Source organism: Natronospira proteinivora (genome assembly GCF_024170465.1).
In the GTDB taxonomy this organism is placed as follows: Bacteria; Pseudomonadota; Gammaproteobacteria; order Natronospirales; family Natronospiraceae; genus Natronospira; species Natronospira proteinivora.
In genome coordinates this window covers 810,468-835,325 of record NZ_JALJYF010000002.1, presented here as the reverse complement: position 1 = coordinate 835,325, position 24,858 = coordinate 810,468, and the positions used below count along the sequence as shown (strand labels likewise).

At 61.2% G+C, this 24,858-nt stretch carries 16 protein-coding genes; 10 read left to right on the top strand and 6 right to left on the bottom strand.

Annotation, left to right across the window (positions count from 1 at the left end; all coding sequences use genetic code 11):
• Nucleotides 1-171: 171 nt before the first annotated feature.
• The 3 genes from J2T60_RS10835 to J2T60_RS10825 form a co-directional block, all read right to left on the bottom strand.
• On the bottom strand, nt 172-1,920 hold the full coding sequence (locus tag J2T60_RS10835) for an alanine/glycine:cation symporter family protein (protein WP_253449850.1): 1,749 nt from the start codon (nt 1,918-1,920) through the stop codon (nt 172-174).
• A gap of 343 nt (nt 1,921-2,263) precedes the next feature.
• Complete coding sequence (locus J2T60_RS10830) at nt 2,264-3,547, bottom strand: acetyl-CoA C-acetyltransferase (RefSeq protein ID WP_253449847.1); 1,284 nt, start codon at nt 3,545-3,547, stop codon at nt 2,264-2,266.
• Between the two features lie 100 nt (nt 3,548-3,647).
• Entirely contained in the window at nt 3,648-4,688 is a 1,041-nt protein-coding gene (locus J2T60_RS10825) for a YeiH family protein (RefSeq protein WP_253449844.1), read from the bottom strand.
• Between the two features lie 142 nt (nt 4,689-4,830).
• Between J2T60_RS10825 and J2T60_RS10820 the strand changes: the two genes are divergently transcribed.
• Entirely contained in the window at nt 4,831-6,663 is a 1,833-nt protein-coding gene (locus J2T60_RS10820) for a DUF885 domain-containing protein (RefSeq protein ID WP_253449841.1), read from the top strand.
• Nucleotides 6,664-6,720: 57 nt separating this feature from the next.
• On the opposite strand, the gene J2T60_RS10815 is transcribed toward J2T60_RS10820, so the two are convergent.
• On the bottom strand, nt 6,721-6,960 hold the full coding sequence (locus J2T60_RS10815) for a DUF4282 domain-containing protein (protein WP_253449838.1): 240 nt from the start codon (nt 6,958-6,960) through the stop codon (nt 6,721-6,723).
• Between the two features lie 151 nt (nt 6,961-7,111).
• On the opposite strand from J2T60_RS10815, the gene putP reads away from it, so the two are divergent.
• The 8 genes from putP (at nt 7,112) to J2T60_RS10775 (ending at nt 21,111) form a co-directional block, all read left to right on the top strand.
• Nucleotides 7,112-8,566: a sodium/proline symporter PutP gene (gene putP, locus J2T60_RS10810; RefSeq protein WP_253449823.1), complete on the top strand. Its 1,455-nt coding sequence runs from the start codon at nt 7,112-7,114 to the stop codon at nt 8,564-8,566.
• On the top strand, nt 8,559-9,314 hold the full coding sequence (locus J2T60_RS10805; RefSeq protein WP_253449820.1) for a hypothetical protein: 756 nt from the start codon (nt 8,559-8,561) through the stop codon (nt 9,312-9,314). The genes putP and J2T60_RS10805 overlap by 8 nt, the downstream gene beginning before the upstream one ends.
• A 5-nt stretch (nt 9,315-9,319) precedes the next feature.
• The gene (locus J2T60_RS10800; protein WP_253449817.1) at nt 9,320-10,033 is read left to right on the top strand and encodes a DUF4919 domain-containing protein; all 714 of its coding nucleotides are present in this window, start codon (nt 9,320-9,322) and stop codon (nt 10,031-10,033) included.
• Nucleotides 10,034-10,183: 150 nt separating this feature from the next.
• Entirely contained in the window at nt 10,184-13,282 is a 3,099-nt protein-coding gene (locus J2T60_RS10795) for a ligand-binding sensor domain-containing diguanylate cyclase (RefSeq protein WP_253449814.1), read from the top strand.
• 2 nt (nt 13,283-13,284) lie between these two features.
• The gene (locus tag J2T60_RS10790) at nt 13,285-13,539 is read left to right on the top strand and encodes a Smr/MutS family protein (RefSeq protein ID WP_253449811.1); all 255 of its coding nucleotides are present in this window, start codon (nt 13,285-13,287) and stop codon (nt 13,537-13,539) included.
• Nucleotides 13,540-13,797: 258 nt separating this feature from the next.
• Complete coding sequence (gene gltB / locus J2T60_RS10785; protein WP_253450831.1) at nt 13,798-18,252, top strand: glutamate synthase large subunit; 4,455 nt, start codon at nt 13,798-13,800, stop codon at nt 18,250-18,252.
• 159 nt (nt 18,253-18,411) lie between these two features.
• Nucleotides 18,412-19,869 carry a glutamate synthase subunit beta gene (locus tag J2T60_RS10780; protein ID WP_253449808.1) on the top strand — a complete coding sequence of 486 codons (1,458 nt, stop codon included), beginning with the start codon at nt 18,412-18,414 and terminating at the stop codon, nt 19,867-19,869.
• 141 nt (nt 19,870-20,010) lie between these two features.
• The gene (locus J2T60_RS10775) at nt 20,011-21,111 is read left to right on the top strand and encodes an RNA ligase (protein WP_253450828.1); all 1,101 of its coding nucleotides are present in this window, start codon (nt 20,011-20,013) and stop codon (nt 21,109-21,111) included.
• A 5-nt stretch (nt 21,112-21,116) separates the two neighbouring features.
• Here the strand turns inward: J2T60_RS10775 and J2T60_RS10770 are convergent, their stop codons facing one another.
• Entirely contained in the window at nt 21,117-21,695 is a 579-nt protein-coding gene (locus tag J2T60_RS10770) for an RNA ligase partner protein (protein WP_253450825.1), read from the bottom strand.
• Nucleotides 21,696-21,808: 113 nt separating this feature from the next.
• Nucleotides 21,809-23,509 carry an amidohydrolase gene (locus J2T60_RS10765; RefSeq protein ID WP_253449805.1) on the bottom strand — a complete coding sequence of 567 codons (1,701 nt, stop codon included), beginning with the start codon at nt 23,507-23,509 and terminating at the stop codon, nt 21,809-21,811.
• Nucleotides 23,510-23,630: 121 nt separating this feature from the next.
• Between J2T60_RS10765 and J2T60_RS10760 the strand changes: the two genes are divergently transcribed.
• Complete coding sequence (locus tag J2T60_RS10760) at nt 23,631-24,803, top strand: threonine synthase (RefSeq protein WP_253449802.1); 1,173 nt, start codon at nt 23,631-23,633, stop codon at nt 24,801-24,803.
• Nucleotides 24,804-24,858 lie beyond the last annotated feature (55 nt).

Here is a 24,858-nt window from a genome sequence, read left to right as displayed (position 1 = left end):
CATCGCCAGTTTCATACCAGTGAAAACCATCTACATTGTTATTATTTGTTTCATATTTTGAGCCATCCCGCGAATCCCATTTGCGATTGATGGTCCGGATATCCGGCATAAAAAAGGGGCCGTGACTACTGTCACGGCCCCTACTTAGGACGATAGGCGAGGGATCCGCTTTTAGCGGTCCACATCCTTGCCGGTGATAAAGACATCCTTGAAGGAGGGCGGATTATCGGAGGGCTTGATCTCCCCGCTCTTGAGACGGCGGACGTAGTCCTTGTAGGCTCGCATGGCCTTGTAGCCGAAGAAGAGCATGATGGGAATATTCGCCCACAGCATCACGCCGGTCCCGATGGTGGAGAAATTGTTGATCTCCTCATCAGTGGTGATCAGGCCCAGGGTCGCCACCAGGATCAGGAAGCAGAAGACGAACTTATACGGTAGCACCGCCTTCTTGCCAGCCAGGAAGATCACGCCCTGCTCGCCGTAATAACTCCAGGCGATCATGGTGGAAATGGCAAACAGCCAGACAGCGATGGTGACCATCCACATGCCCAAGCCGGGAATCACATCGTCAAAGGCCCGAGCAGTCAAAGTGGCCCCGGGATAGCTCACATAGACCCCGGCATCGCGATACTCTGGTCGGATATCAGAGGTGATGGTGCCCCAGTCCACATGCCATTGCTGGTTGTCCTGGAAGACGTCACCGTAAATGCGGTGATATTCATTCCCCGTGGCCGGGTTTTCACTGCCACGTACCACCATGAAGACGTTTTCGCTTCCATCCCACTCTTGGGTCCGAGTACTTTCCCGTTCCGGCAGTGGTGTGGTTCCCAGGGACCAGATGCGATCCCCGTCTTCCTCCGCCAGTTCCGTGATTTCAGGCGCGGCATCGTAATAGGCTTCCGCATCCCGGTTCCAGGTACCGGTGGTCAGGATCACCATGGCGGTCAGGGTGCAGACCACGATGGTGTCGATGAAAGGCCCTGTAGCCCCCACAATGCCCTCGCGGGCCGGTTCCCGGGTCTTGGCTGCGGCATAGGCAATCGGTGCCGAACCCTGGCCTGCTTCGGAGGAGAAGAGCGCACGCTGCATACCGATCAGCAACGCCATGCCCATGCCGCCGCCGATGAAGGCACCGGTGGCTTCCTGGGGATTAAAGGCCGAGGTCACGATCAGAACCAGTGTCTCGGGGACCACCTGCCAATTGGCCCCGATCACGATCACAGCGGAGATCAGATAGACCACCACCATGAAGGGCACCAGGGTGGCCGCTACGCGGCCAATTCGCTTCACGCCCCCGATGATGACCAAGCCAACCACGAAGGCGAGAATCAGCCCGCATACCCAGGTCGGAACGCCGAAGTAGCTGTTGGTGATCTCGCCCACGCTCCAGGCCTGGAACATGTTGCCGCCGGTAATAGTGGAGACCAGCAGGGTGACACAGAATATCGCGCCAATAGTCTTGCCGAGCCAGCCCAGCGACGGTTTGAGCTCCCGCAACCCACGGGAGACCACCCACATGGGACCACCATGGGGCTCTTCAGGGTTGTCCATATTCCGGTACAGCATGGAGAGGGTCACTTCGGTGAGCTTGATCGCCATGCCGACGATGCCGATCACCCACATCCAGAAGACCGCGCCGGGCCCACCCAAGGCAACCGCCAAGGCCACACCAGCAATATTCCCCAGCCCCACCGTTGCCGACAAGACTGTGGACAGCGCCTGGAAATGACTGATTGCGCCTTTGTCGTCCTTGTTGTCGTAACGCCCCGTCAGAATCGCGGGCCCGTGGGTCAGGGCGCGATACTGGCAGAAGCCACTCCAAATGGTGAATAGCACACCGGTGGCGAGCAGGACGAACAGCACATTCTGATGCCAGATAATATCACCAATATTGGCCATGATCTGGTTGAAAGTATCCATTGCGACCCCCAAAGGTCTGATCTCCCGACTACCATCGAGAGAGCGTTGTTGAGCCAGAAAACCGGTCTGACCGTGATGCCGACCGGAACACGACAGCGCAACATAATGGCGGCAAGTGCGGGCCCTAGCAAGTTGGGGGAATACAACAGCACCTAATTAGGTTCATCTGCCCGAACCCCATTGGCTGGTACGGTGAGTGTTTTTTTTTAGCCTGATCAGGATGTTGGGGGAACTAGACCGCCCTCGTGCGGGCCGCGAAAAAACGAGGCATAAAAAACCCCGGTTACCGCGGCCCAATCACCACCGATAACCGGGGTTGCTCGCCCGCAGGCGCAAGCGCGTTCTAGCGTTCCACGATGGCAGTCACGCCCATGCCGCCTGCCGTGCAGACAGAGATCAGTACCCGCCCGCTGCCTTTTTCTTCCAGCAGCTTGGCTGCGGAAGCCAGTACCCGGGCCCCGGTGGCCGCGAAGGGATGACCCAGGGCCACACTCCCGCCTTTCACATTCAGCTTGTCGCGGTCGATACTGCCCATTGCCTTGTCCAGACCCAGCTTGTTGCGGCAGAAATCCTCGGATTCCCAGGCCTTCAGGGTGCACAAGACCTGCGCGGCGAAGGCCTCGTGAATTTCGTAATAATCAAAATCCTGCAGACTCAGGCCATTGCGCTTGAGCAGGCGCGGCACCGCAAAGGCCGGGGCCATAAGCAAACCCTCGCCCTGAACGAAATCCACCGCCGCCGATTCCACATCCTTGAGGTAGGCCATGGGGGTCAGGCCCTTCTCCTTGGCCCATTCCTCGGAACCGAGCAGCACGGCCGCGGCCCCATCGGTCAGTGGCGTGGAGTTGGCTGCGGTCAGGGTGCCCTTGCCGGATTTCCGGTCAAAGGCCGGTTTCAGGGTCGCCATCTTCTCCAGGGAACTGTCGGGGCGGACATTGTTGTCCTTGTCGGCATTGCGGAAGGGCGTGACCAGACCATCAAAGAAGCCTTCCTCCCAGGCCTTGGCCGCCTTCTTGTGACTGGCCAGCGCCAGTTCATCCTGCTCGGACTGGGTCAGTTCCCACTCCTGGGCCATTAGTTCGCAGTGCTGGCCCATGCCCATGCCGGTACGTGGTTCACTGACGCCGGGAAAGCTGGGTTTGAGATGGCGAGGGCGAAGTTTCAACAGGGCCTTGAAGCGTTCCCCGCCGGAACGGGCGAAGCGTGCCTGCATCAGGACATCACGAAAGCCCTCATTCACCGTCACCGGGACATCACTGGCGGTGTCGGTACCCGCGGCAATGCCCGCTTCGATCTGGCCGGTCGCGATCTTGTTGCCGATCAGATTGGCCGCTTCCAGGCTGGTACCGCAGGCCCGGGTCAGGTCAAAGCCAGGGGTTTCCGGGTTCAAGTCCGTCCCCAGGACCGATTCGCGTGCCAGGTTCCAGTCTCGGGAATGCTTGGTCACCGCGCCCAGGCTCACATCACCCAGCCGCTCGCCCTTGATGTTGCAGCGTTCCACCAGACCTTGCAGGGCGGCGGTGGCCATGTCCTGGTTGCTGGCTTTCTTGTAATGGGTCCCAACACGACAAAAGGGGATGCGGTTACCCCCGAGAATCGCGACCCGACGCATGGCCTTCTCGCTCATGGCGAAACCTCCTGAATGATGGTGATCTGAAGTTGCCGCTGATGATGCCATAGCTGGGCGCCCCGGTCGAACAACCGTTTGAATTTAAGCGATGCGGCGGTCAAAGGCTCAGGGTGACCAGGGCCAGGGCACTGGCCCCCACCAGCAGGGCGGTGAGCAGGGCCAGAACGGCCGGGCGCCAGCCCAGTTGCCGGAGGATGCTGGGCCGCACACCCATGCCCAGGGCGGCCATGGCCATGGCAAAGAGGAACTGGCTCAATTGGGTACCCGCCTCAATCAGGGTCTCCCATCCGGGTTGCCAGGTCGCCGGCACGCTGGTGTCGCCCAGGCTTCGCAGCCCGGCCATGGCGAGAAAGCCGAGGATGAACAGAGGAAAGCGGGGAATCCTGCGAGCGCCACTGCCGCCGGCCCCGACCATCATCACCACCAGAGGGATCACCGCCAACATGGCGGCATTGCGCATCAGCTTGCTGACCGTGGCCGCCTCCAGCGCACCCCCACCGGGCCAGATCTGTTCATAAAGGGCGGCCGCGCCCATAACCTGGGCGGTGTCGTGGATGGCTCCGCCCAGTACCAGGCCCGCCGCATGACCATCCCCCAACAGCCAATGCAAAAGCGGCGGATAGAAAAGGGTTGCCGCCAGACCGAATACCGCCACACAGGCCACGGCGTAGGCGGTCTCTTCCCGGCGCGCGCCGATGGCGGGAGCCGTGGCGCCAATGGCCGAGGCCCCACAGATGGCGGTGCCCACCCCGAGCAAGGCCGTCAGCCGCGCCCCGATGCCTAGTGCCCGGCCGATCAGCAGCGCGGCCAGCAGACCGGTCACGATGACCCCGATCACCAGGGGCAAGGCCATCCAGCCGGTGCTCGCCAATTCCCCCAGGCTCAGGCGAAGCCCGATCAGGACCACGGCAAACTTCAGCCACGGCCCGGCCGCCAGGGTGATCCCGGGGCCCCAATCGGGTCGCCGCTGCGCCACCCCACCGAGGGCCATGCCCATGAGGATCCCCAGCAGAATGGGGCTGAGGGGAAGGCGTTGCAGGGCATCGGGCCCCAGGCCCTGGAGCCAGGGCAGCAAGAAGGCGACCAGGGCAATGAGCAACAGCGGAATCAATCCGGGCAGCAGCAGTCGTAGGCGCATGGCAGGAACATCGGTATGGTGAAAGGCATGGCCACTTTGGCAATGGCCGCGAAAGCGCACTATCTTATGGACTTTGCCCTCGTCTTGCATTCGCTGACGCTGCGGCTTATTTCCCTGATCTCAAGCCAAATAGGTGAGCATGATGAAAAAACGATCCCCTTTACTACTTGCCATCGCCCTGCTCGGCTTGTTGCTGGTGGCCTGTGAGCCGGCTGATGACCAAGCTGACGAGCAAACGCCCAACGGTGAGCCTCAGCCGCAAGCCGATCAAGCGGAGGCAGGCGACGCATTGCATGAAGCCTTTGAGGACTACTTCCAGACCCAGCTGGAGCGTAATCCACTGCGGGCCACTTTCCAGGGTGATCATCGTTTCAATGACCGTCTCGCGATTACCATTTCCCCGGAATTCCGGGAAGAAAGCCTGGCTCTGGAAGAACAGTTCCTGGAGCAAGTCAGGGCAATTGACCCGGATCGCCTGGACCACCAGGATCGCCTCAGCCGGGAGATTTTCCTTCGTGAACGGGAACAGGCCATAGAGGGCCACCGCTTCCCCAGTCATCTTTTGCCCCTCAACCAGTTCCGCAACTTCGGTAACACCCTGGCCCAGCTGGGTTCCGGTGAGGGGGCTCAGCCCTTTGAGGATGCCGAGGATTACCACAACTTCCTGGGTCGCATGGAGGACTTCTCCACTTGGGTGGACCAGGCCATCGACAACATGCGCGAAGGTATGGAGCGGGATGTGGTCCAGCCGTCCATTTTGATGGAGCGTACCCGGGATCAGCTGGATGCCCATGTGGTGGACGACCCCGAGGAGAGTCTGTTCTGGCGGCCGGTGAGTGAACTGCCGGACGATATGGACGAAGACGAGGCCGAAGGGATTCGCGACGCCTATCGGGAGACCATCCGCGAGGTGCTGGTGCCGGCCTATGCTCGGCTCCGGGATTTCGTGGACGAGGAATATCTACCCGAGACCCTGGAGGCCGACGGCATGCACGCCTTGCCTGAAGGGGACGACTGGTATGCCTATATGGTCGCCCAGACCACCACCACGGATCTGAGTCCGGCCGAAATCCATCAGATCGGTCTGGACGAGGTGGAGCGAATCCATGGCGAGATGCGCGATGTGATGGAGCAGGTGGGTTTTGAAGGCAGCCTGGATGAGTTTTTCGAGTTCACCGCCGAGGACGAGCAGTTTTATGTGGATGACCCGGAAGAACTGATTCAGGCCTATGAGGATCTGCGCGAACGGGTGGACGAAGCCGCCAAGGCCCTGTTCGATCTGACCCCGGAGGCGGAATACGAGATCCGGGCCGTGGAACCCTATCGGGAGCAGAGTGCCGCCGGGGCTTCCTATATGCGCCCGGCTCCGGATGGTTCCCGTCCGGGGGTCTTCTATGTGAACACCTATGATCTTTCCGCCCGGCCCCTTTGGGCGGTGGAGTCACTTTTCCTCCACGAAGCCGTACCGGGCCATCACTTCCAGATTGCCCTGCAGCAGGAACAGGAGCACCTGCCCCGTTTCCGCCAGTTTGGCGGCAACACCGCCTTCATCGAAGGCTGGGCCCTGTATGCCGAAGCCATCGGACCGGAAATGGGGATGTATGAAGACCCCTATCAGTACTTCGGCATGCTGAACGCCGAACTCTGGCGCGCCATTCGACTGGTGGTGGATACCGGCCTGCATTATCACGGCTGGTCCCGGGATGAGGTGCTGGATTACATGTACGAAAATTCCGCCGTGGGTGAAGCACGGGCCGTATCGGAGGCGGAACGCTATATGGCCATTCCCAGCCAGGCCCTGGCCTACAAGATTGGTCAGCTGGAGTTTCAGCGGCTACGGGAAGAAGCGGAAGAAGCGCTCGGAGAGGACTTTGATATCCAGTCCTTCCACAATATGATTCTTCGCAATGGTGCTGTGCCCCTGGATATCCTGGAGCAGGAAGTGCAGCGCTGGGTTGAGGAACAACAGGTGTAAGTCATGAATAAGGAAAGCGGGAGAGGCTGACCCTCTCCCGCTTTCTTGCCGATGATCTTATGCGGTGGTGTTATTGGAGATTTCGCCCAGCCGCTCGTAAATCTTAAACAGAATGAGCATCAGCTCACAGTAGATTCGCCAGACCAGCAAACCCACCACGATCCCCAGCAGGCCACCAAATACCGATTGGTCCATGGCCAGCAGGCCGGCAATCACAATACCGGCAACCCCAATCCAGAAGATGATTTGAATGAAGGCCGGCGTGATCATCTTCTTGAATGTCAGATATTCTTGCATCCCGTTCTCCCTTTGTGACTTGAATTGATACTGCAATGTCGAAGGCAATCGACCTCTTCTAGCGTAGTACAGTCGGGCCGCCTTGTCCGCCATAGGCAGACGCCCAGCTGTGAATTACACTTGTTGGCCTGAATTTCCCCGGGAGTGATGCATGAGCGAGACCAATGGCCTGATTGTTGCCGCCTTTGTCGTCTACTTGCTGGTGGTTTTCGCCATCGGTGCATTGGCTTTTCTGCGTACCACCAGTCTGGCCGACTACATTCTGGGGGGGCGGAAACTAGGCAAATGGACCACCGCCCTGTCCGCCCAGGCTTCCGACATGAGTGGCTGGTTGCTGCTGGGCTTGCCGGGGGCGGTGTATATCTCGGGCCTGGATCAAATATGGATGCCCATTGCCTTGGCGGTGGGCGCTTGGCTGAACTGGCGCTTGGTGGCCCGGCGCCTGCGCACGGAAACCGAACGCCTGGGCAACGCCCTGACCATTCCCGATTTCCTGGAAGCCCGCTTCGCGGATGGCAGTCGTATCCTGAGAGTGGTCGCCGCCCTGTTCATCCTGTTCTTCTTTACCTTCTATGTCAGCTCCCTGTTGGCCGCCGGTGGCACCCTGTTCGAGAGCGCCTTTGGCATGGATTATCGCTGGGCGGTGTTCACCGGCCTGGCGGCGATTCTCTTCTATACCCTGATCGGTGGCTTTCTGGCCGTGAGCTGGACCGATGCCTTCCAGGCCGCGCTCATGTTCCTGGCCCTGGTGGCGGTAGCCCTGCTGGGCCTGTTTACCCTTGGGGGCATCGGTGGCCTGGTCAGTGGCGTGAACGAGGTGAATCCCGCCTTGTGGAACCCGCTCACCGATACCGAAGGCCAGTTCATGGGGATTATCGCCATTCTTTCCCTGTTAGGCTGGGGGCTGGGCTATTTCGGCCAACCCCATATCCTGGCCCGCTTCATGGCCATTCGCGATCCCGAAGAGCTGGTCTTCTCCCGCCGGGTGGCCATCGGCTGGGTGAGCATTTGCCTGGTGGCGGCGGTGATGGTGGCCATGATCGGCATTGTCTCGCTGGAGCCGGCCCTGTCCGGGGATGATCGCGAGCAGGTCTTTATCCATCTCAGCCAAGCCCTGTTCCACCCGGTGATTGCCGGGGTCATCCTCGCCGCCATTCTGGCGGCGGTGATGAGCACCGCCGACTCCCAGTTGCTGGCCTCCTCCAGCGCGGTCTCCGAGGATTTTTACAAGGCCTTTTTGCGCCCCAATGCCGAGCAGTCGGAACTCCTCTGGGTGGGCCGCGGTGCCGTGGTCCTGGTGGCCCTGGCGGCGGTGGTGGTGGCCATGGACCCGGAGAGCCTGGTGCTGGATCTGGTGGGCTATGCCTGGGCCGGCTTTGGGGCGGTGTTTGGTCCGGTGATCCTGATCTCGCTGCTTTGGCCCGCCATGAACCGTCTTGCCGCAGGTGCCGGCATGCTGGTGGGTGGCGCCACAGTGATCATTTGGGACCGCCTGGAGGGTGGCCTGTTTGAGCTGTACGAACTGGTGCCAGGCTTTGCCTTGGCCGCCGTGGCCATTGTGCTCGTTACCCTGCTCACCCGGCCTCGAGGCACCCCCCATGCCTAGCCGCATTGTCACGCTTCCATCGTCCCATCAGCTGGCCGTGGGGCTCGCCGTATCGCTCATGGCGGCTTGTCCCATGGTGGCGGCGGAACTGCCTGCGGCTCGCTGGGTCCTGGAAGGCGGCGTGAGTGAGGCCCGTCCCGGAACCTTGAGTGATGTGGATTGTGATACCTCGGATGAGGCGAATGATTATTTCCTGGCTTGTGGCGACAGTGGCCCTTTGGCCAGCGGCTCGGGCAGCAGCTGGGCCCTGGGTTTTGACACCCGGATTATGGATACGGCAGGCAACGGCAGTGCCTGGTGGGCCGGCTTGCGCTTGGGCCGGAGCGGCCCGGTCATCCTTCGCGGCGAAGCAGTGGCGGTGGATCAAGCCACGGCGGGCTTCACCGCAGATTTTCGCAGCGATTACGCAATTCTGATCCTGCGTCACGAGTTCTCCGGCTGGGGCCCCCTCAAGCCCCATCTGGGTCTGGGGGCCGGTGTGGCTCGCAACAGCCTGCGCGATCCACGTCGACCCTCGGAGGAGGGCTGGCACCATGCCGATGATGGCGATGACAGTGGCTATATGCTGCGGGCCTCCATGGGCCTGAATTGGACCATTGGCGAGCAAATGGTCATGGGCCTGGAATTCCGGCACGATGTACTGGATGGCATGAGCACCGGCGAGTCCGGTGACTATTCGGCAGTACGCGGATCGGTGGACCTGCAGTCCGCCCATCTTGTGATTTCCATTCCTTTTGGTTCAAGTTAATGTCCATGACAATGCCGAACAGCCAGTCTGCCCAACCCGGACACCGGGGCCTGATCCCGTGGCTTTTGGCCGCCCTGCTTCTGACCGCCTGCGCGACACCGGGGCCCGAGGTGGAGGAGGCGGCCGTGGACAGGGAACAGGCGGCCTGGGTCCCGGATCCGGCTGCCGCCGAGGGCTATATTGAACGGGTCGAGCAGGCCCAGCAGGACCATGAGGCAGTGGACTATGCTGAGCTGCGGACCTTGTTTGTAAAGACGTCCTTTTACCAGCCCTATGCCGGGGCTGAACAGCAGTTCTCCGACACCATGTTTCAGGCGCTGGACGCCGGCCGTTATGGGGATGCCCTGCGTCTGGCAGGCCGTATTCTGGAAGAAAACTATGTGTCGCTGGACGCCCATTACGTGGCACGTGCCGTCTATGCTCAGCGCGGTGACCAGCGTCGTCGCGAGCGCCATGATCATGTCTTAAGGGCCTTGTTCTCCGCCATTCGGGAAAGCGGTGATGGGGAATCCCGGGCTTCGGCTTTCTCGGTTATTAGTACCAGAGAGCTGCAAAGCTTTGTCAGTCTGTTCGGTCTGGAATTGTTGGACAGCGACCTGGAGGCTGATGAACTGGGCACCCACGACCGCGTGGTAGTGCGGGACCCGGATAACGATCAGGAGTATGAACTCTGGTTTGATATTTCCAGCCAGTGGCAGCGTGGATTTGACGGATTCTGATCCCGAGGGCTAAACGGGCTATGCTGAGCTCGGGCACTGCCCCTGAACCTGCTTCGGGAACATTTCAGTGGCTTGCCCAAGCAGGAAATGCCGGCACGGAAGCCTGATGGCCATGATTTCGCCAACCGCTTCCGGGAGCCTCCACCGCCCATGATTCGTTTTCTGTTTATTATCATGCTCTTGTCACTGGTCTGTGCTCCCGCACAGGCAGAACGGGAGTGGGCGGGCAAGCGCTTCCAGGATTTTGTCCGTGATGTCTGGTCCCTGGAATCCGGCTTGCCGCAGATTACCGTGACCAGCATCGCTCAGGGTCCGGAGGGCTATATCTGGGTGGGGACCCAGCAAGGCCTGGCCCGTTTCGATGGCGTTCGCTTTACCACCTGGGTGGCGGAAGAAGTGGATGCCCTTCCCGGGAACTTCATTTACGATCTGCACTTGGACAGTCAGGGTCGCCTTTGGGTTGCCACCTACAAAGGCGTGGCGCTCTACCAGCAACGGGCATTCCATTCCATCGGTGGTCCGCCTGATGTGGACGGCCGCCCCCAGGAGATCACGGTCTGGGCCATCGACGAGACCCCCAATGGTCGAATCCTTGTGGCCGCCGAGGAAGGCTTATTCGAGGCCGACGGTCATCGACTCAAACCGCTGCCCTTTCCGGATATGGGACCGGTCTACAGCCTGTTCAGCGAAGCAGACGGGGTCTGGCTGGGTGGCCTGGGTCAATTCCGCTTCCTAGGACAGGATGGCCTTTCATCTCCCCATGCATTACCCAAAGGTCTGGAGGCTGTGCAGGTCAGTGGCTTTGCCCGTCACGACGGTGAGCTCTGGGTGGGCAGCAATGATGGTCTTTTCCGGTACAGCGACAATCGCTTGATCCCCTTTGTGCCGATGCCGGAAATGCAGGGTCAGCCCGTGGATGCCCTGTACTCCGATGACAGTGACACCCTATGGGTGGGCAGTAACCATGCCTTGCTGCGGATACACGGCGGGGTATTGAAGGAAGTGATTGATGCCGACCACCCCAATGCCCACCGTCAGATCCAAAGCATCCACCAGGACCATGAAGGCAATTTGTGGCTGGGCAGCTTCCGGGATGGCCTGGCCCGTTACTGGGCCGGATGGACTGAGCGTTTCAATGAACCCCAGGGTTTGCATGAGCCCCTGATCTGGAGCGTGGCTAATGCTGACGATGATGGGGTCTGGGTCGGCAGCAATGACGGCCTGAGCCATTTGTCCGACGAGCTATTTGAGCTTGTTATACCCGGTCATGCCTTGCCCCATCCCCACGCCTATACCCTGCATCAAGGGCCTGAGGGCTTGTGGATTGGGACCCGTCGTGGCCTGGTCTTGATGGATCCAGAAAGCGGTGAACTGAATACGCCGACAGTATTTGATCGGCTCAGTCCCTATCAGATCAACGGCATCGTTCCGGCGGGGCCCCATGGGCGATATTTCTTTGCCACCACGGCAGGACTTTTTCTGTGGCGTGGAGACGACGCATTGGAGCGAGTATCCGATCGTATTGGCAGTCGAATGGTTCGCCAGGTGCGCGTCGAGGCGGGTGGTTCTCTGCTGGTAGCCACCAACAGTGGCCTTTATCGTGGCCCACCAGACAAGCTGACCGCCTTGGGTGAAAGACACGGCTTGTTGCCCGGGGCCGATTACTCGGCCATTCACCGTGTGGATGAGGATTTAATAGTATTGACCTCCATTGATTCCGGTTTGTTTGCCAGGAGTAATGATCAATGGCAGCGCATCAGTGTTGAGGAAGGACTGCCGACCAACGCGGCCTACTTTGTTAGCGATGATGGAGACGGCCATATCTGGGTAGCCGGTTTTCACGGGCTCTATCGGGTTGCGGTGGAAGAGGTTCGTGCGGTGGCCAATGGCCGGGCCCAGGCAGTCAATGCAGAAATGATTCTCAGTGAAAGCGGGCGTCATATCGGCAGTCAACAGGCCTATTGCTGTAACGGGGCTGGACACGCCAAGGGGCTGATGCGGGATGATGGACTCTGGTTACCTACCCGGGGTGGTGTGGTACGCATTCGCCCGGATGCGATTTTTCGCAATACCGTCCCTCCGGGAATGCTGGTGGAACAAATTTATTATCAGGATCGCTGGCATGATCACCAGCCCGGCCAACGGCATGAATTGCCTGTGGGGGTTCGGGATGTGGCCTTTGCCTTTACGGCCTTGAGTTTTCAGGACCCCCGAAGCATCCGTCTGGAGTTTCGGGTTGATGGATACGATGAGCAATGGCGATCACTGGATAATGTATCCCAGCGTCGCGCCGACTATACCAATCTGCCCCCCGGTGACTACCGCTTTCAGGTCAGAGGGGCCAATAACGCCGGGGTCTGGGTTGATGAGCCGGCATCACTGGAATTCAGGATTCCACCCCGCTTTCATGAAACGCTGTGGTTTCCCTTAAGTGGCCTGGGTCTGCTTCTCTTGTTGTTCCTGCTTGGCTATCGCTGGCGGGTGCGCCAGCTCCGCCATCGGCAGGCTCAGTTGCAGGGGGAGGTTAATGAGCGGACCGAAGAATTGCGTATCGCCAATAATCGTCTGGTGGAAGCCAACAGGGCCCTGCGCGATGCCAGTCAGACTGATCCGCTGACAGGGCTGCGTAACCGCCGTTATCTTTATGGCCAGATGGCCCGTGATCTTGCTCACTTCGAGCGTCTCCGAGGTCGGCTACCGGGAGATGATTTAGTGATGGTTTTTGCGCTCATGGATGTGGATCACTTCAAGCAGGTCAATGACCAACAGGGGCATCGTGCCGGCGACCTGGTTCTCAAGCAATTGGGCAAACGACTGGAAGCGCTGGTTCGTAGCGGTGACTACGTGGTGCGGTGGGGTGGAGAGGAATTTCTAATAATCTTCCGTGAAATGGCACGGAGTAATACCCAAACGATCATTCACCGACTGCAGAAAAAAATGGGTGATGAAGCCTTTTTCATTGATGAAGATCATCAGGTCAATATTACCGTTTCCATCGGTTTTTCCGAATACCCCCTGATGCCGGAAACACAGGGGAGATCCTTGAGTTGGGAGGCTATTGTGGATCTGGCGGATCATGCCCTGTACCAGGTCAAGAACCATGGACGGAATGGATGGGCCGTAGTGCGCCCAGGCGATGAAACGGATCCCATTGAGTTCTTGCGCCGGGTTCGTAAGGACCTGGATACTGCACTGGCAGAGGGCCAAGCAATCCTGTCGGCCAGCTGGTTAAAGCAAGGAGGTCAGTGATCATGGCCAAGTTGAAACTGGACCTGCACGACATTTTCAACAAAGGTGAAAAAATCGACGAGGCCTTGAACCGTGTGATCGAGGAAGCCGAGCAGAAGAAAATCAAGGTGGTGGAGATCATCCCAGGCAAAGGCTCAGGGCAGCTCAAGAAGCGGGTCCTCAAGTTCCTGGAACGGCCTGATATCAAACAGCGTTATCATCGCATCGACAAGGACAGCAAGAATCACGGTCGCTTGTTCGTCTATTTCAAGTTTTGAAACAAATCCTGCTTGTTATCCCTTTATTGGAAAGCCACGTGCTTTGCGATACCCCATAGAACGTATGGTCACATGGCGGCGATCTTGTCCGGCATCATGCGACAATCAGCCAAGCCGATCCCTGATTGTGGGCTTGTTTCCATTCGGGATTGAACCGACACTAAGGTGCTGAATCAAACAGGCGTTTGGCTATTCGGCAGCCAGCCGATCGTCGTCACTTGCAAGGGGAGAATGGGTGTGACCCAACAGCCGGCGGATATGCGCAATACCCTCTACCGGGCCAAGTTCGAGCGCGACAGCTGTGGTTTCGGCCTGGTGGCCGATATGCAGGGGCGTGCCTCCGCGAACCTGGTTCGTACCGCCGTGCGCGCACTGGAACGGCTGACCCACCGGGGTGCGGTGGCGGCTGACCGCAAAACCGGTGACGGCTGCGGGCTGCTGCTGCGCCGTCCCGAGGCCTTTTTGTCTGTCGTTGCCCGGGAGGCCGGTTTGCAGCTGGCGGACGGTTTCGCCGTGGGCAGCGTCTTTCTCAATCCCCAGGCCCCTGGCAGCGGTCGTGCTGCCCTGGATCAGGCCTTGCAGGCCCATGGCCTGCATGTTGCGGGCTGGCGTGAAGTGCCCACCGACCCCGAGGCCCTGGGTCGTGAGGCGGCCAAGAGCCAGCCGCGCATCGAGCAGGTTTTTGTGGATCGTCCCGCCGGGATGAGCGATCGCCGCTATCGTCTCAGCCTGATCTTTGCCCGCCGCCGCGCCGAGCGGGCGATGGCAGAAGACGATTATTTCTACATCCCCAGCCTGTCCCCGGACACCCTGAGCTACAAGGGCCTGGTGATGCCCGAGTATCTGCCGGTGCTGTATCCGGATCTGGCCCATCCCGAGCTGGCCACCGCCTCGGTGGTCTTTCACCAGCGCTTCTCCACCAACACCCTGCCCCAGTGGCGCCTGGCCCAGCCCTTTCGTTATCTCGCCCACAATGGGGAGATCAACACCATTTCCGGCAACCGCGCCTGGGCCAAGGCCCGGGAAACAAGCTGGATCCCCCAGGGGGAGAATGGAGAGGCCATCGAAGGCTGGGCGGATATGGCCCCCTTCGTGAAAATGGATGGCTCGGATTCGGAGAGTTTGGATAATCTGTTGGAAGTGTTGATCGCCGGCGGCATGGACCTGCCCCTGGCCATGCGGATCCTGATTCCCCCGGCCTGGCAGAACGATGAGACCCGCTCCGCTGATGTGCGCGCCTTTTTCGAGATGGTGGGCATGCATCTGGAAGCCTGGGACGGTCCCGCGGGCGTGGTGCTCAGTGACGGCCGCTATGCCGCCTGCGCCCTGGATCGCAACGGCCTGCGTCCGGCCCGCTACTGCCGCACCGACAAGGACATCATCATGCTGGCCTCCGAGGCCGGTGTGCTGGATGCCGCCCCCGGTGAGATCGTGGAAAAGGGGCGCCTGGGCCCCGGCCAGATGATTGCCGTGGACACCCGGGAGGGGCGCTTGATCTACCCCCGGGAACTGGACGAGGAAATCGCCGCCCGCTATCCGGCCCGTCAATGGTTGCGGGACGGCACCACCTGGATCGGTTCGGTCCTGGTGGACGAAAAGCTCAGTGCCGAGCCCCTGGAAGGGGAGTCCCTGAACCGGGCCGAGAAGCTGTTTGGCCTGAGCTTTGAGGAGCGGGACCATATCCTGCGCCCATTGGCTTTGCACGAGGCCGAGGCGGTGGGCTCCATGGGGGATGATACCCCCCTGCCCATGCTCTCCCGGCGGACCCGGTCCCTGTATGACGGCTTCCGGCAACAGTTCGCCCAGGTGACCAATCCGCCCATCGATCCCCTGCGGGAACGCTTGGTGATGTCGTTGGAAACCCGCCTGGGCCCGGAGCTCAATCCCTTCGAGCCCGGCCCCAAGCTGGGCGAACGGGTGTTGATGGGCTCGCCTATTCTCTCCACCCGCAAGTTCGAACTGATCCAGAACCTGGATGCCGAGCGCTGGCCCCAGATAACCCTGTCCCTGAACCGGGAACCCGGCTTGGGCCAGAAAGCGGCCGTGGCGCAGCTGGCGGATGAAGCCGAAGCCGCCGCCCGGGAAGGGGTTCGGGTCATTACCCTCTCCGACCGGCAGTTCGGGCCCGAATCCCTGCCCGTTCATGCCCTGTTGGCCACCGGCGCGGTCAATCGTCGATTGGTGGAAACCGGTCTGCGGGCCTCGGTCAATCTGGTGGTGGAGACGGCCACCGCCCGAGACCCCCATCATTTCGCCTGCCTGATCGGCTACGGGGCCACCGCCATTCACCCCTGGCTGGCCTATGAAGTGATCGCCGATATGGTCCGCCAGGGAGAGATCGACCCCAGCCAACGGCGGGAGCCGGGTCGGGCCTTTCGCCGCGGCATCCGCAAGGGTCTGTTCAAGATCCTCTCCAAGATGGGGATTTCCACCATCGCCAGTTATCGCGGGGCGGCCCTGTTCGAGATCGTCGGCCTCGATGATGACGTGGTCGAGACCTGCTTTGCCGGCACCACCAGCCGCATCGGCGGGGCCGGTTTCAAGGACCTGGACGCGGATCAGCGCGCCCTGGCCAAACGGGCCTGGGACAGCCGGGCCCTGCGGGACCAGGGTGGGCTGCTCAAGTGGATCCACGACGGCGAATACCACGCCTGGAACCCCAATGTGGTCCATGCCCTGCAACGGGCCGTGATCAGCGGCCAATGGGAGGACTGGACGACCTTCCAGCAACTGGTCAACGAGCGCCCGGCCATGGTGTTGCGGGATCTCATGCGGCCCAAGACCGCGCCTGAGCCCATTCCCCTGTCGGAAGTCGAACCCATTGAGAACATCCTGCCGCGTTTCGATACCGCGGCCATGTCCCTGGGGGCCTTGTCCCCGGAGGCCCACGAGGCCCTGGCCATTGCCATGAACCGCATTGGCGCCCGCTCCAATTCCGGCGAGGGGGGCGAGGATGTGGCCCGCTTCAAGGATGAGCGCATCTCCAAGATCAAGCAGATCGCCTCCGGCCGCTTCGGGGTCACGGCGGAATACCTGGTCAATGCCGAGGTGCTCCAGATCAAGATGGCCCAGGGGGCCAAGCCCGGCGAAGGCGGCCAGCTGCCCGGCCACAAGGTGAACCAGCTGATTGCCCGGCTGCGCTACGCCCGGCCCGGGGTGGCTCTGATTTCACCGCCGCCTCACCACGATATTTACTCCATCGAGGATCTGGCCCAGCTGATCTTCGACCTCAAGCAGGTCAATCCCGAGGCCCAGGTCTCGGTGAAGCTGGTGGCCGCCCCCGGGGTGGGGACCATTGCCGCCGGTGTGGCCAAGGCCTATGCCGATTTCATCACCATTGCCGGCTATGACGGCGGCACCGGCGCCAGCCCCCTGACCTCGGTGAAGTACTGCGGCGGGCCCTGGGAAATGGGCATGGCCGAAGTCCAGCAGACCCTGCGCGGCAATGACCTGCGCGGCCGGGTCCGCTTGCAGGCTGATGGCGGCTTCAAGACCGGCCTGGACGTGATCAAGGCCGCCTGCCTGGGGGCCGAGAGCTATGGTTTCGGCACCGCGCCCATGGTCGCCATGGGCTGTACCTATCTGCGGGTCTGTCATCTGAATAATTGCACCACCGGGGTGGCCACCCAGGATGAACGCCTGCGGGATGCCTTCCGGGGCACCCCGGAGCGGGTGGTGAATTACTTCACCTTTATTGCCGAAGAGGTCCGCCACTGGATGGCGGCCATGGGCGTGCGCAGCCTGGACGAGCTGATCGGCCATCCGGAGTACCTGGAGGCGGTGGAAGCCCAGACCGAGCGTCAGCAGGGCCTGGATATCTCCGCCCTGCTGTCGGACGGCGGCTTGGCGACCACCCGGCCCCGGGCTGCCCAGCAGCCCCGCAACGAACCCTGGGACAAGGGCGAGTTGGCCGAACAGATGCTGGCCGAGACCCTGCCCTCCATCGATGCCAACGCCGGCGGTGAATTCCATTACCCCATCGAGAACTTCAACCGTTCCATCGGCGCCCGCCTGTCCGGCGAGATCGCCCGTCGCCATGGCAATCAGGGCATGGCCGATCACCCCCTCAACATCCGCCTGGAAGGCTCCGCTGGCCAGAGCTTCGGCGTCTGGAACGTGGGCGGCCTGCATATGGACCTGGTGGGCGAGGCCAATGATTACGTCGGCAAGGGCATGAACGGCGGCCGCCTGGTGGTTCGCCCGCCGGCCGAGAGTCGCTTCCGAGCCCGGGATTCGGCCATCATCGGCAATACCTGCCTGTACGGGGCCACCGGCGGTGAACTGTTCGCCGCCGGCCAGGCCGGTGAGCGCTTTGCGGTGCGCAACTCCGGGGCCACCGCTGTGATTGAAGGCTGTGGCGATCACGGTTGTGAATACATGACCGGTGGTGTGGTGGTGGTCCTGGGCGAGACCGGCCTGAACTTCGGGGCCGGGATGACCGGCGGCTTCGCTTATGTGTTGGATGAACACCGCTATTTCGTGGACCACTACAACCACGAACTCATCGACATCCACCGGATTTCACTGGAATACCTGGAACAGCATGTCCATTACCTGCGGGAATTGATCCAGCAGCATGTGGAACTGACCGGCAGTGAATGGGGCCAGGAAATCCTGGATGACTTCCGCGCCTGGATCGGCAAGTTCTGGCTGGTCAAACCGAAGGCCGAGGACATTGAATCGCTGATCGACACATTAAGCAGTGCTGCTTAATGCGAGCTACAAGCCTCAAGCTGCAAGCAACTCGTGCTTGCATCGGGGAATGTCTTTTTTCCGAAGCATCAGTTTTTCCTGCGCTTCGCTAAGGGCACAATGATGTTCATCCGGGAAAGACAGCTTGTAGCTTGTGGCTTGCAGCTTGGAGCTTAAAAAATGGCCAGAAAAGATCCGCTTCACTTTCTGAATGTGCCCCGTCGCATGCCGCGTATTACCCCGGCCGAGTTGCGCATTCAGGAATTCAAGGAAATCACCGGTCATTACGACAAGGACCAGGCCGGTGAACAGGCGGCCCGTTGCATCGATTGCGGCAATCCCTACTGCGAATGGGAATGCCCGGTGCATAACTATATTCCCCATTGGCTGCGCCTGATTGAAGACGGCCGTCTGTTCGAGGCCGCGGAGTTGTCCCACAAGACCAACTCCCTGCCCGAAATGTGCGGACGCATCTGCCCCCAGGACCGTCTCTGTGAAGGGGCCTGCACCCTCAATGACGGCTATGGGGCAGTGACCATCGGCTCGATCGAGAAATACATCACCGATGAGGCCTTCAAGCAGGGCTGGCGGCCCAGTGTGGAGGCCCAGCCCACCGGCAAGCGGGTGGCCATTATCGGGGCCGGGCCGGCGGGCCTGGCCTGTGCCGATGTATTGATTCGCCATGGTGTGCAGCCGGTGGTCTATGACCGCTATAGCGAGATCGGCGGCCTGCTGACCTTCGGCATTCCCCCCTTCAAGCTGGAAAAAGACGTGGTTCGCACCCGGCGTGAGGTAATGGAAGGCATGGGGGTGCAGTTCATCCTGGAAACCGAGATCGGCCGGGATGTGGCCCTGGAAAAACTCATCGAAGACCATGATGCGGTCTTCATGGGCATGGGCACCTATGACGCGGTCACCGGCGGTTTCCCCGGCGAGGCGTTGCCCAATGTGCATCCGGCCCTGGATTATCTGATCGGCAACGTCCGCAATGTGGAGGGCTGGGCCCAACAGGGCGACGGCTTTATCGACTTGAAGGGCAAGCGGGTGGTGGTCCTGGGGGCCGGCGATACCGCCATGGACTGCAACCGCACCGCCATCCGCCATGGCGCCGCCTCGGTGACCTGCGTCCACCGCCGGGGCGAAGGCCAGCTGCGCGGCTCACGCAAGGAATACAAAAACGCCCGGGAAGAAGGGGTTCAGTTCCTCTTCAATCGCCAGCCCGTGACCATCGAGGAAGCAGACGGTCAGGCCACCGGTGTACGTTTCATGCGCACACGACTCACCGCGGATGAACAAGGCCGTAACCGCATCGAGGCGGTGGAAGGCAGCGAAGAGGTAATCGAGGCCGATGCCGTGGTGGTGGCTTTCGGCTTCCGCCCGGACCCGGCTGACTGGTTCCGGGATCATCGCATCACCCTGCATGAAGACGGCCGGGTTCTGGCCGCCGAGCATGGGCCCTATCTGATGCAGACCTCCAACCCCAAGGTCTTCGCCGGCGGCGACATGGTGCGCGGTGCCGACTTGGTGGTCACCGCCGTCTACGAGGGCCGCCAGGCCGCCACCGGCATCATCGACTACCTGGGCCTGGGGGCCGTGGAACTGCCCGGTCAGCAGGTGCACTATCGCGCAGCGGGGTGAACCGTTATAGCGGTTCCCACGCCTATACCGACAGAAATTGAGCCGATGCGGTTCCGCCGCGGACATTAGCGCCAAGTTCGCGTCGAACCTTCCCGGTTCGATAGTAATTTGCCTTGCCTGAAGGAGTGCGGATTCATGAGCCTGTTGGAAGCCAAGAGCCTGGAAACCGCCCTGGAACGCGGCAAGGCGCAGAGACTGACTTTCGACCATCTAAGCTATACGCATCTGCGGGATGACGTGGGTCAGGTCCCCAAGGGCAGTGTGATCCTGGACGATGGCACGGTGATTCCCGGTTACCCCTCCATTGCCCGAATCCAGGCCCTGGACCCCGGCATCGGCAAACAGTTCGAAGGTCCCTTCTGGGCGGAAGAGAAGATGGATGGTTTCAATGTCCGCATCTTTCAGCATGAGGGCCAGTGCTATGCCTTGTCCCGGGGTGGCTTCATTTGCCCCTTTGCCACCGATCGACTGAATGATCTGCTCAAGCCGGCCATATTCGATGATTATCCCCATTTGATTCTCTGTGCCGAAATTGTCGGCCCCGGCAATCCCTATCTGGAAGGCCATTCGCCACAGGTCCAGGAAGACGTGGATTTGTTTGTCTTCGACATGATGGTCTGCAATGAAGAAGGCTTTCTGCCCCAGGCCGAGCGCATGGCCTTGGTCGAAGACTATGGCTTGCAGCCCGCCGAGATATTTGGCCGTTATCAACCGGAGGAGTTGAATGAACTGGCTGAGTTGATTCTTCAATTGGACGAGGAAGGCAAGGAAGGGCTGGTCTTAAAACCTGAGAACCAAAAGCAACGGGCCAAATACGTGACCGGGCGATCCAACATCTATGACATCAGTGTGACCGGCGAGGCCCTGCTGGATCTGCCACCGGAGTACTTCACCAACCGTTTTTTGCGCATGGGGCTATTCATGGCCGAGCACGGCCAGCAGCATGACCATGATCGTTTGAATGAGCTGGGTCATGCCATGATGCAGGGACTGTTCAGGGCGGTTCAGGAAAGCCAGAAGAATGGGCGGGTTAGCAACCATTACCGCTGCCGCTTCAATCACCGGGACAATGCCGATCGCTTCATGGAGCACATTGAATTAACCGGTGGCCAACGGGTCAAGGTTCACCGGGGCATGCCACGCCAGGAAGGCGATTACTGGGTTTTGGAATTCGAGCGCATCCACCAGCGCATGACCGGCAAGATCAACCAGGCCCTTCAGGGTGGCCGCCAGTTCGATTAACGGGGTCAGCCCTGGCCCAGGTTCTCCATGATCCGGCGCAGGTATTCGGGGGTGACCAGCTTTACCCCCACCCGGTTGGCGAACTTGCGCATGCCCTGATCGGCGGTGGCCAGTTCCGCATCCAGCTCCATGGCCAACAGCACCACATCCACGTCTTCACGGGAATCCAGCAGGCCCTTGCGCATGGCACTGCGAAAGCTCTCCCGCAGCTCGGTGATGATCTCCGGGCGCATCTTGGCTAGCTCACCGGCCCGCTTGGTGTGTTCCTCGGCAATCCGCAGGCCACGATCAATCCGTTCCCGCACCTCGTTGATGAACTCATAGAGCACATCGGCGGGAATGGTCAGTTGGAAGCGACGCGGTGAGCGGACCCAGACTTCGGTTTCGAAATCTGCGGCCAGGTCTTCGGGCAGCTCCCGCACCCGCATGAATTCCTCGTAGACCGACAAGGGCATGTAGAACTCGGTGGGGGTTCGCCGGGCCAAGGTGAGAAACACGCGAACACATTCCATGGGGTCTGCAGAGAACTGCTCCATGGTGTCCGGGTTGGTAAATAGACTGGTGTCCAGTACGAATCGCCGCATCATGAAAATCACACTCCTGAGCCTGAGGGAAATGCCTTGGTTTCCCTTATCTACTCAATGTAGCAGGCTTGGTTGCGGGACGGGGCTTTACATCGCCCCGTCCCTGTCAGTGATCAATCGCGGGCATCGAAGAGGATTTCGCCACCCACCATGGTCATCACCACCGGGGCATCCAGAATCGCTTGGGCTTCGACCTGCATAAGGTCTTTGCCGAAGATGCTGAAATCGGCGTACTTGCCGGGTTCAATGCTGCCGCGCACATCTTCTTCAAACACGGCCTTGGCCGGCCAGAGGGTGAACATCTTAAGGGCCTCTTCCCGGCTCACCGCCTCTTCCGGATACCAGTGTTCATCCTGAAAGCCGTCCAGATCCGAGCGGGTGACGGCGGCATAGAACTCAATACGGGGGTCACCCATCTCCACCGGCGCATCCGAGCCGCCGGCGATGGGGACACCGGTGTCAATCAGGCTCTGCCAGGCGTAGGCGGTGCGCAAGCGTTCCTTGCCCACCCGCCGATGGGCGTAATGCAGATCACCGATGGCATGGGAGGGCTGCATGGAGGGGATGACGTCCAGCTCGGCGAAGCGGGGCAGGTCATCCGGATGCAGCAGCTGGGCATGCTCGATACGCCAGCGGGGATCGGCCATGGCCCGTTCGCCGGCGGGTACCGCCTCGAAGGCGTCCTCATAAAGATCCAGGGCGAAGCGATTGCCCCGGTCGCCAATGGCGTGGGTCCAGACCTGTACCCCGTTACGCAGGGCCTGCTCCAGCAGATGCTCGACTTCCTCCCGCTCAAACTGGAGATAACCCCGGCCTTCCCGGTCTTCATAATCCTCCAGCAGGGCGGCACCACCGGAACCCAGGGCCCCGTCGGCGGCCAGCTTCAGGCCACGCATGGTGTAGCGGCCTTCATACAGGCCGCTGAAACCACCTTCGCTTACCAGTCGTTCCGCGTCTTCGCTGGGGCCCCGCAGGGCCTGGTGAACCCGCAGGCGAATCTCGCCATTGGCAAAGAGATCCCGCAGGGTTTCCACTTCTTCGTAATCGCCGCTGGCGATATGGACCTGGGTCCAGCCCATCTCCAGGCTGCGTTGTGCTCCCAGCACCAGGCGCTCGTCCAGGCCCGCGTCCGGCTCCGGCACATGCTGGCCCACCAGCCACTGGGCCCGGCCCAGCAGCATGCCTTCCGGCTCGCCGTCGTCGTCATGCAGGATTTCGCCGCCATCCGGGCTGGGCGTGTCCCCATCAATGCCGGCGATCTCCAGGGCTTTGGAATTGGCCACGCTGCCGTGGCCGTCAGCGCGGGTCAGCCAGACCGGGTTGTCCGGCGCGATGGCATCCAGGTCCTCGCGGGTGGGAAATACCGGCGGCTCCCAGTGGGTTTCCAGCCAGCCACGGCCCACGATCCAGTCCCCTCCTTCGGCCTGCTCCACCTCGGCCTCAACGGCTTCCAGGAAAGCTTCAAGGCTATCGATGCCGGCCAGATCCAGCCCCATTTCCCGCTCGCCGATACCGGCCAGATGGACATGGGAATCGGCCAGGCCGGGCAGCACCGTCGCGCCCCCAAGGTCAATCACCTCGGTGTCCTCGCCGACGTGGTCTGCCAGGCTGTCCTGGCTGCCCACGGCGAGGATGCGGTTGCCCCGTACCGCAACCGCCTCCGCCCGAGGTTGCTCGTTCCAGAGGGTGTAGACATTGCCGTTGATCAGTAGCTTGTCAGCCTGACTCGGCCCCGTCTCACAGGCGCCAAGCAGGCCCATCGCTGCCCCCAGCGCTATTGCCATCAAGCCACGCCGTGTGATGATTGAAAACATGGGAGAACCTTTTGATCTTTGAAATGATGCCGGTCAGTTTACACAAGGCGCCTGCGGACATGAATTCAGCTGGCAAAGCCGCCATAATGCCCAGCCTCGATTCACTGGCGACGGTTACCCCATGAGCGATTCCTTTCTCAAACAGCTGGAATGCGGCCACTGTGGCGCGACGGCCTCCATTGATCGGCTGATCGGGACTTGCCCCGAATGCGGGGGACCCTTGTTGGCCCGCTATGACCTGGACCAGGCTCGGGGCGACCGGATTCCCGAGCCCGGCCGGGGACTATGGCGTTGGGCCGGGCTTTTACCGGTGCTCCCGGAAGGGCGCTTCGAACTGGGCGCCGGCGGCACGCCGCTGCTGCCCAGTTCCATTGGTGAGTGGTTGGGCATCGGGCCCACCTGGATCAAGGATGAAGCGGCCAACCCCACCGCCAGCTTCAAGGCGCGGGGCATGGCGGTGGCCATCGGTCGCGCCAAGGCACTGGGCGCCACCTCCCTGGTCGCCCCCAGTGCCGGCAATGCCGCCTGTGCGGCCGCCGCCTATGCCGCAGCCAGCGGCTTGCCCCTGACCGTGTTCATGCCCAAGGACGTGCCCGAGTCCTTCCAGGTCGAGGCCCGGGCCTATGCCGCCCGGGTGGAGCTGGTGGATGGCCTGATTGATGAATGCGGCAAGCGGGCCCAGGCCATGGCCGAGCGGGATGGCAGTTTCAATCTGGCCACCTTCCGCGAACCCGGCCGGGTGGAAGGCAAGAAGACCATGGGCTTTGAGATTGCCGAGCAGATGGGCTGGCGCCTGCCGGAGGTGATTATCTATCCCACCGGGGGTGGCACGGGCATCGTCGCGCTCTGGAAAGCCTTTGATGAGCTGGAGGCCCTGGGGCTGATCGGTTCCGAGCGGCCACGCCTGGTCATGGTGCAGGCGGAGACTTGCGCACCCCTGGTTCGCGCCTTTGAGGCCGGCGAGGCCAAGGCCGAGCCCTGGCAGGATGGGTCCACGGTGGCCGACGGCATGCGTGTGCCCAAGAGCTTTGGTGATCGCTTGGTGCTGGATGCCCTGCGCAAGAGCCAGGGCCGGGCAGTCACGGTCTCGGATGCCCAGATGATCGAATATGCCCGCATCATGGCCGCCCGCAGCGGCCTCTTCCCCTGTCCGGAGGGGGCCGCCTGTCTGGCCGCCCAGGTTCAGCTGGCCGAGGAAGGCTGGATCGGGAGCGGCGAGAGAGTGGTGCTGTTCAACACCGGCACCGCCCTCAAATACCTCCACCTCTGGCCCAACGCTACCCATCCCGGCTAAGGCATGCATGCCTTGAACGAGAGTCGACACAGGAAAAGCTTATTCGTGGGATTCC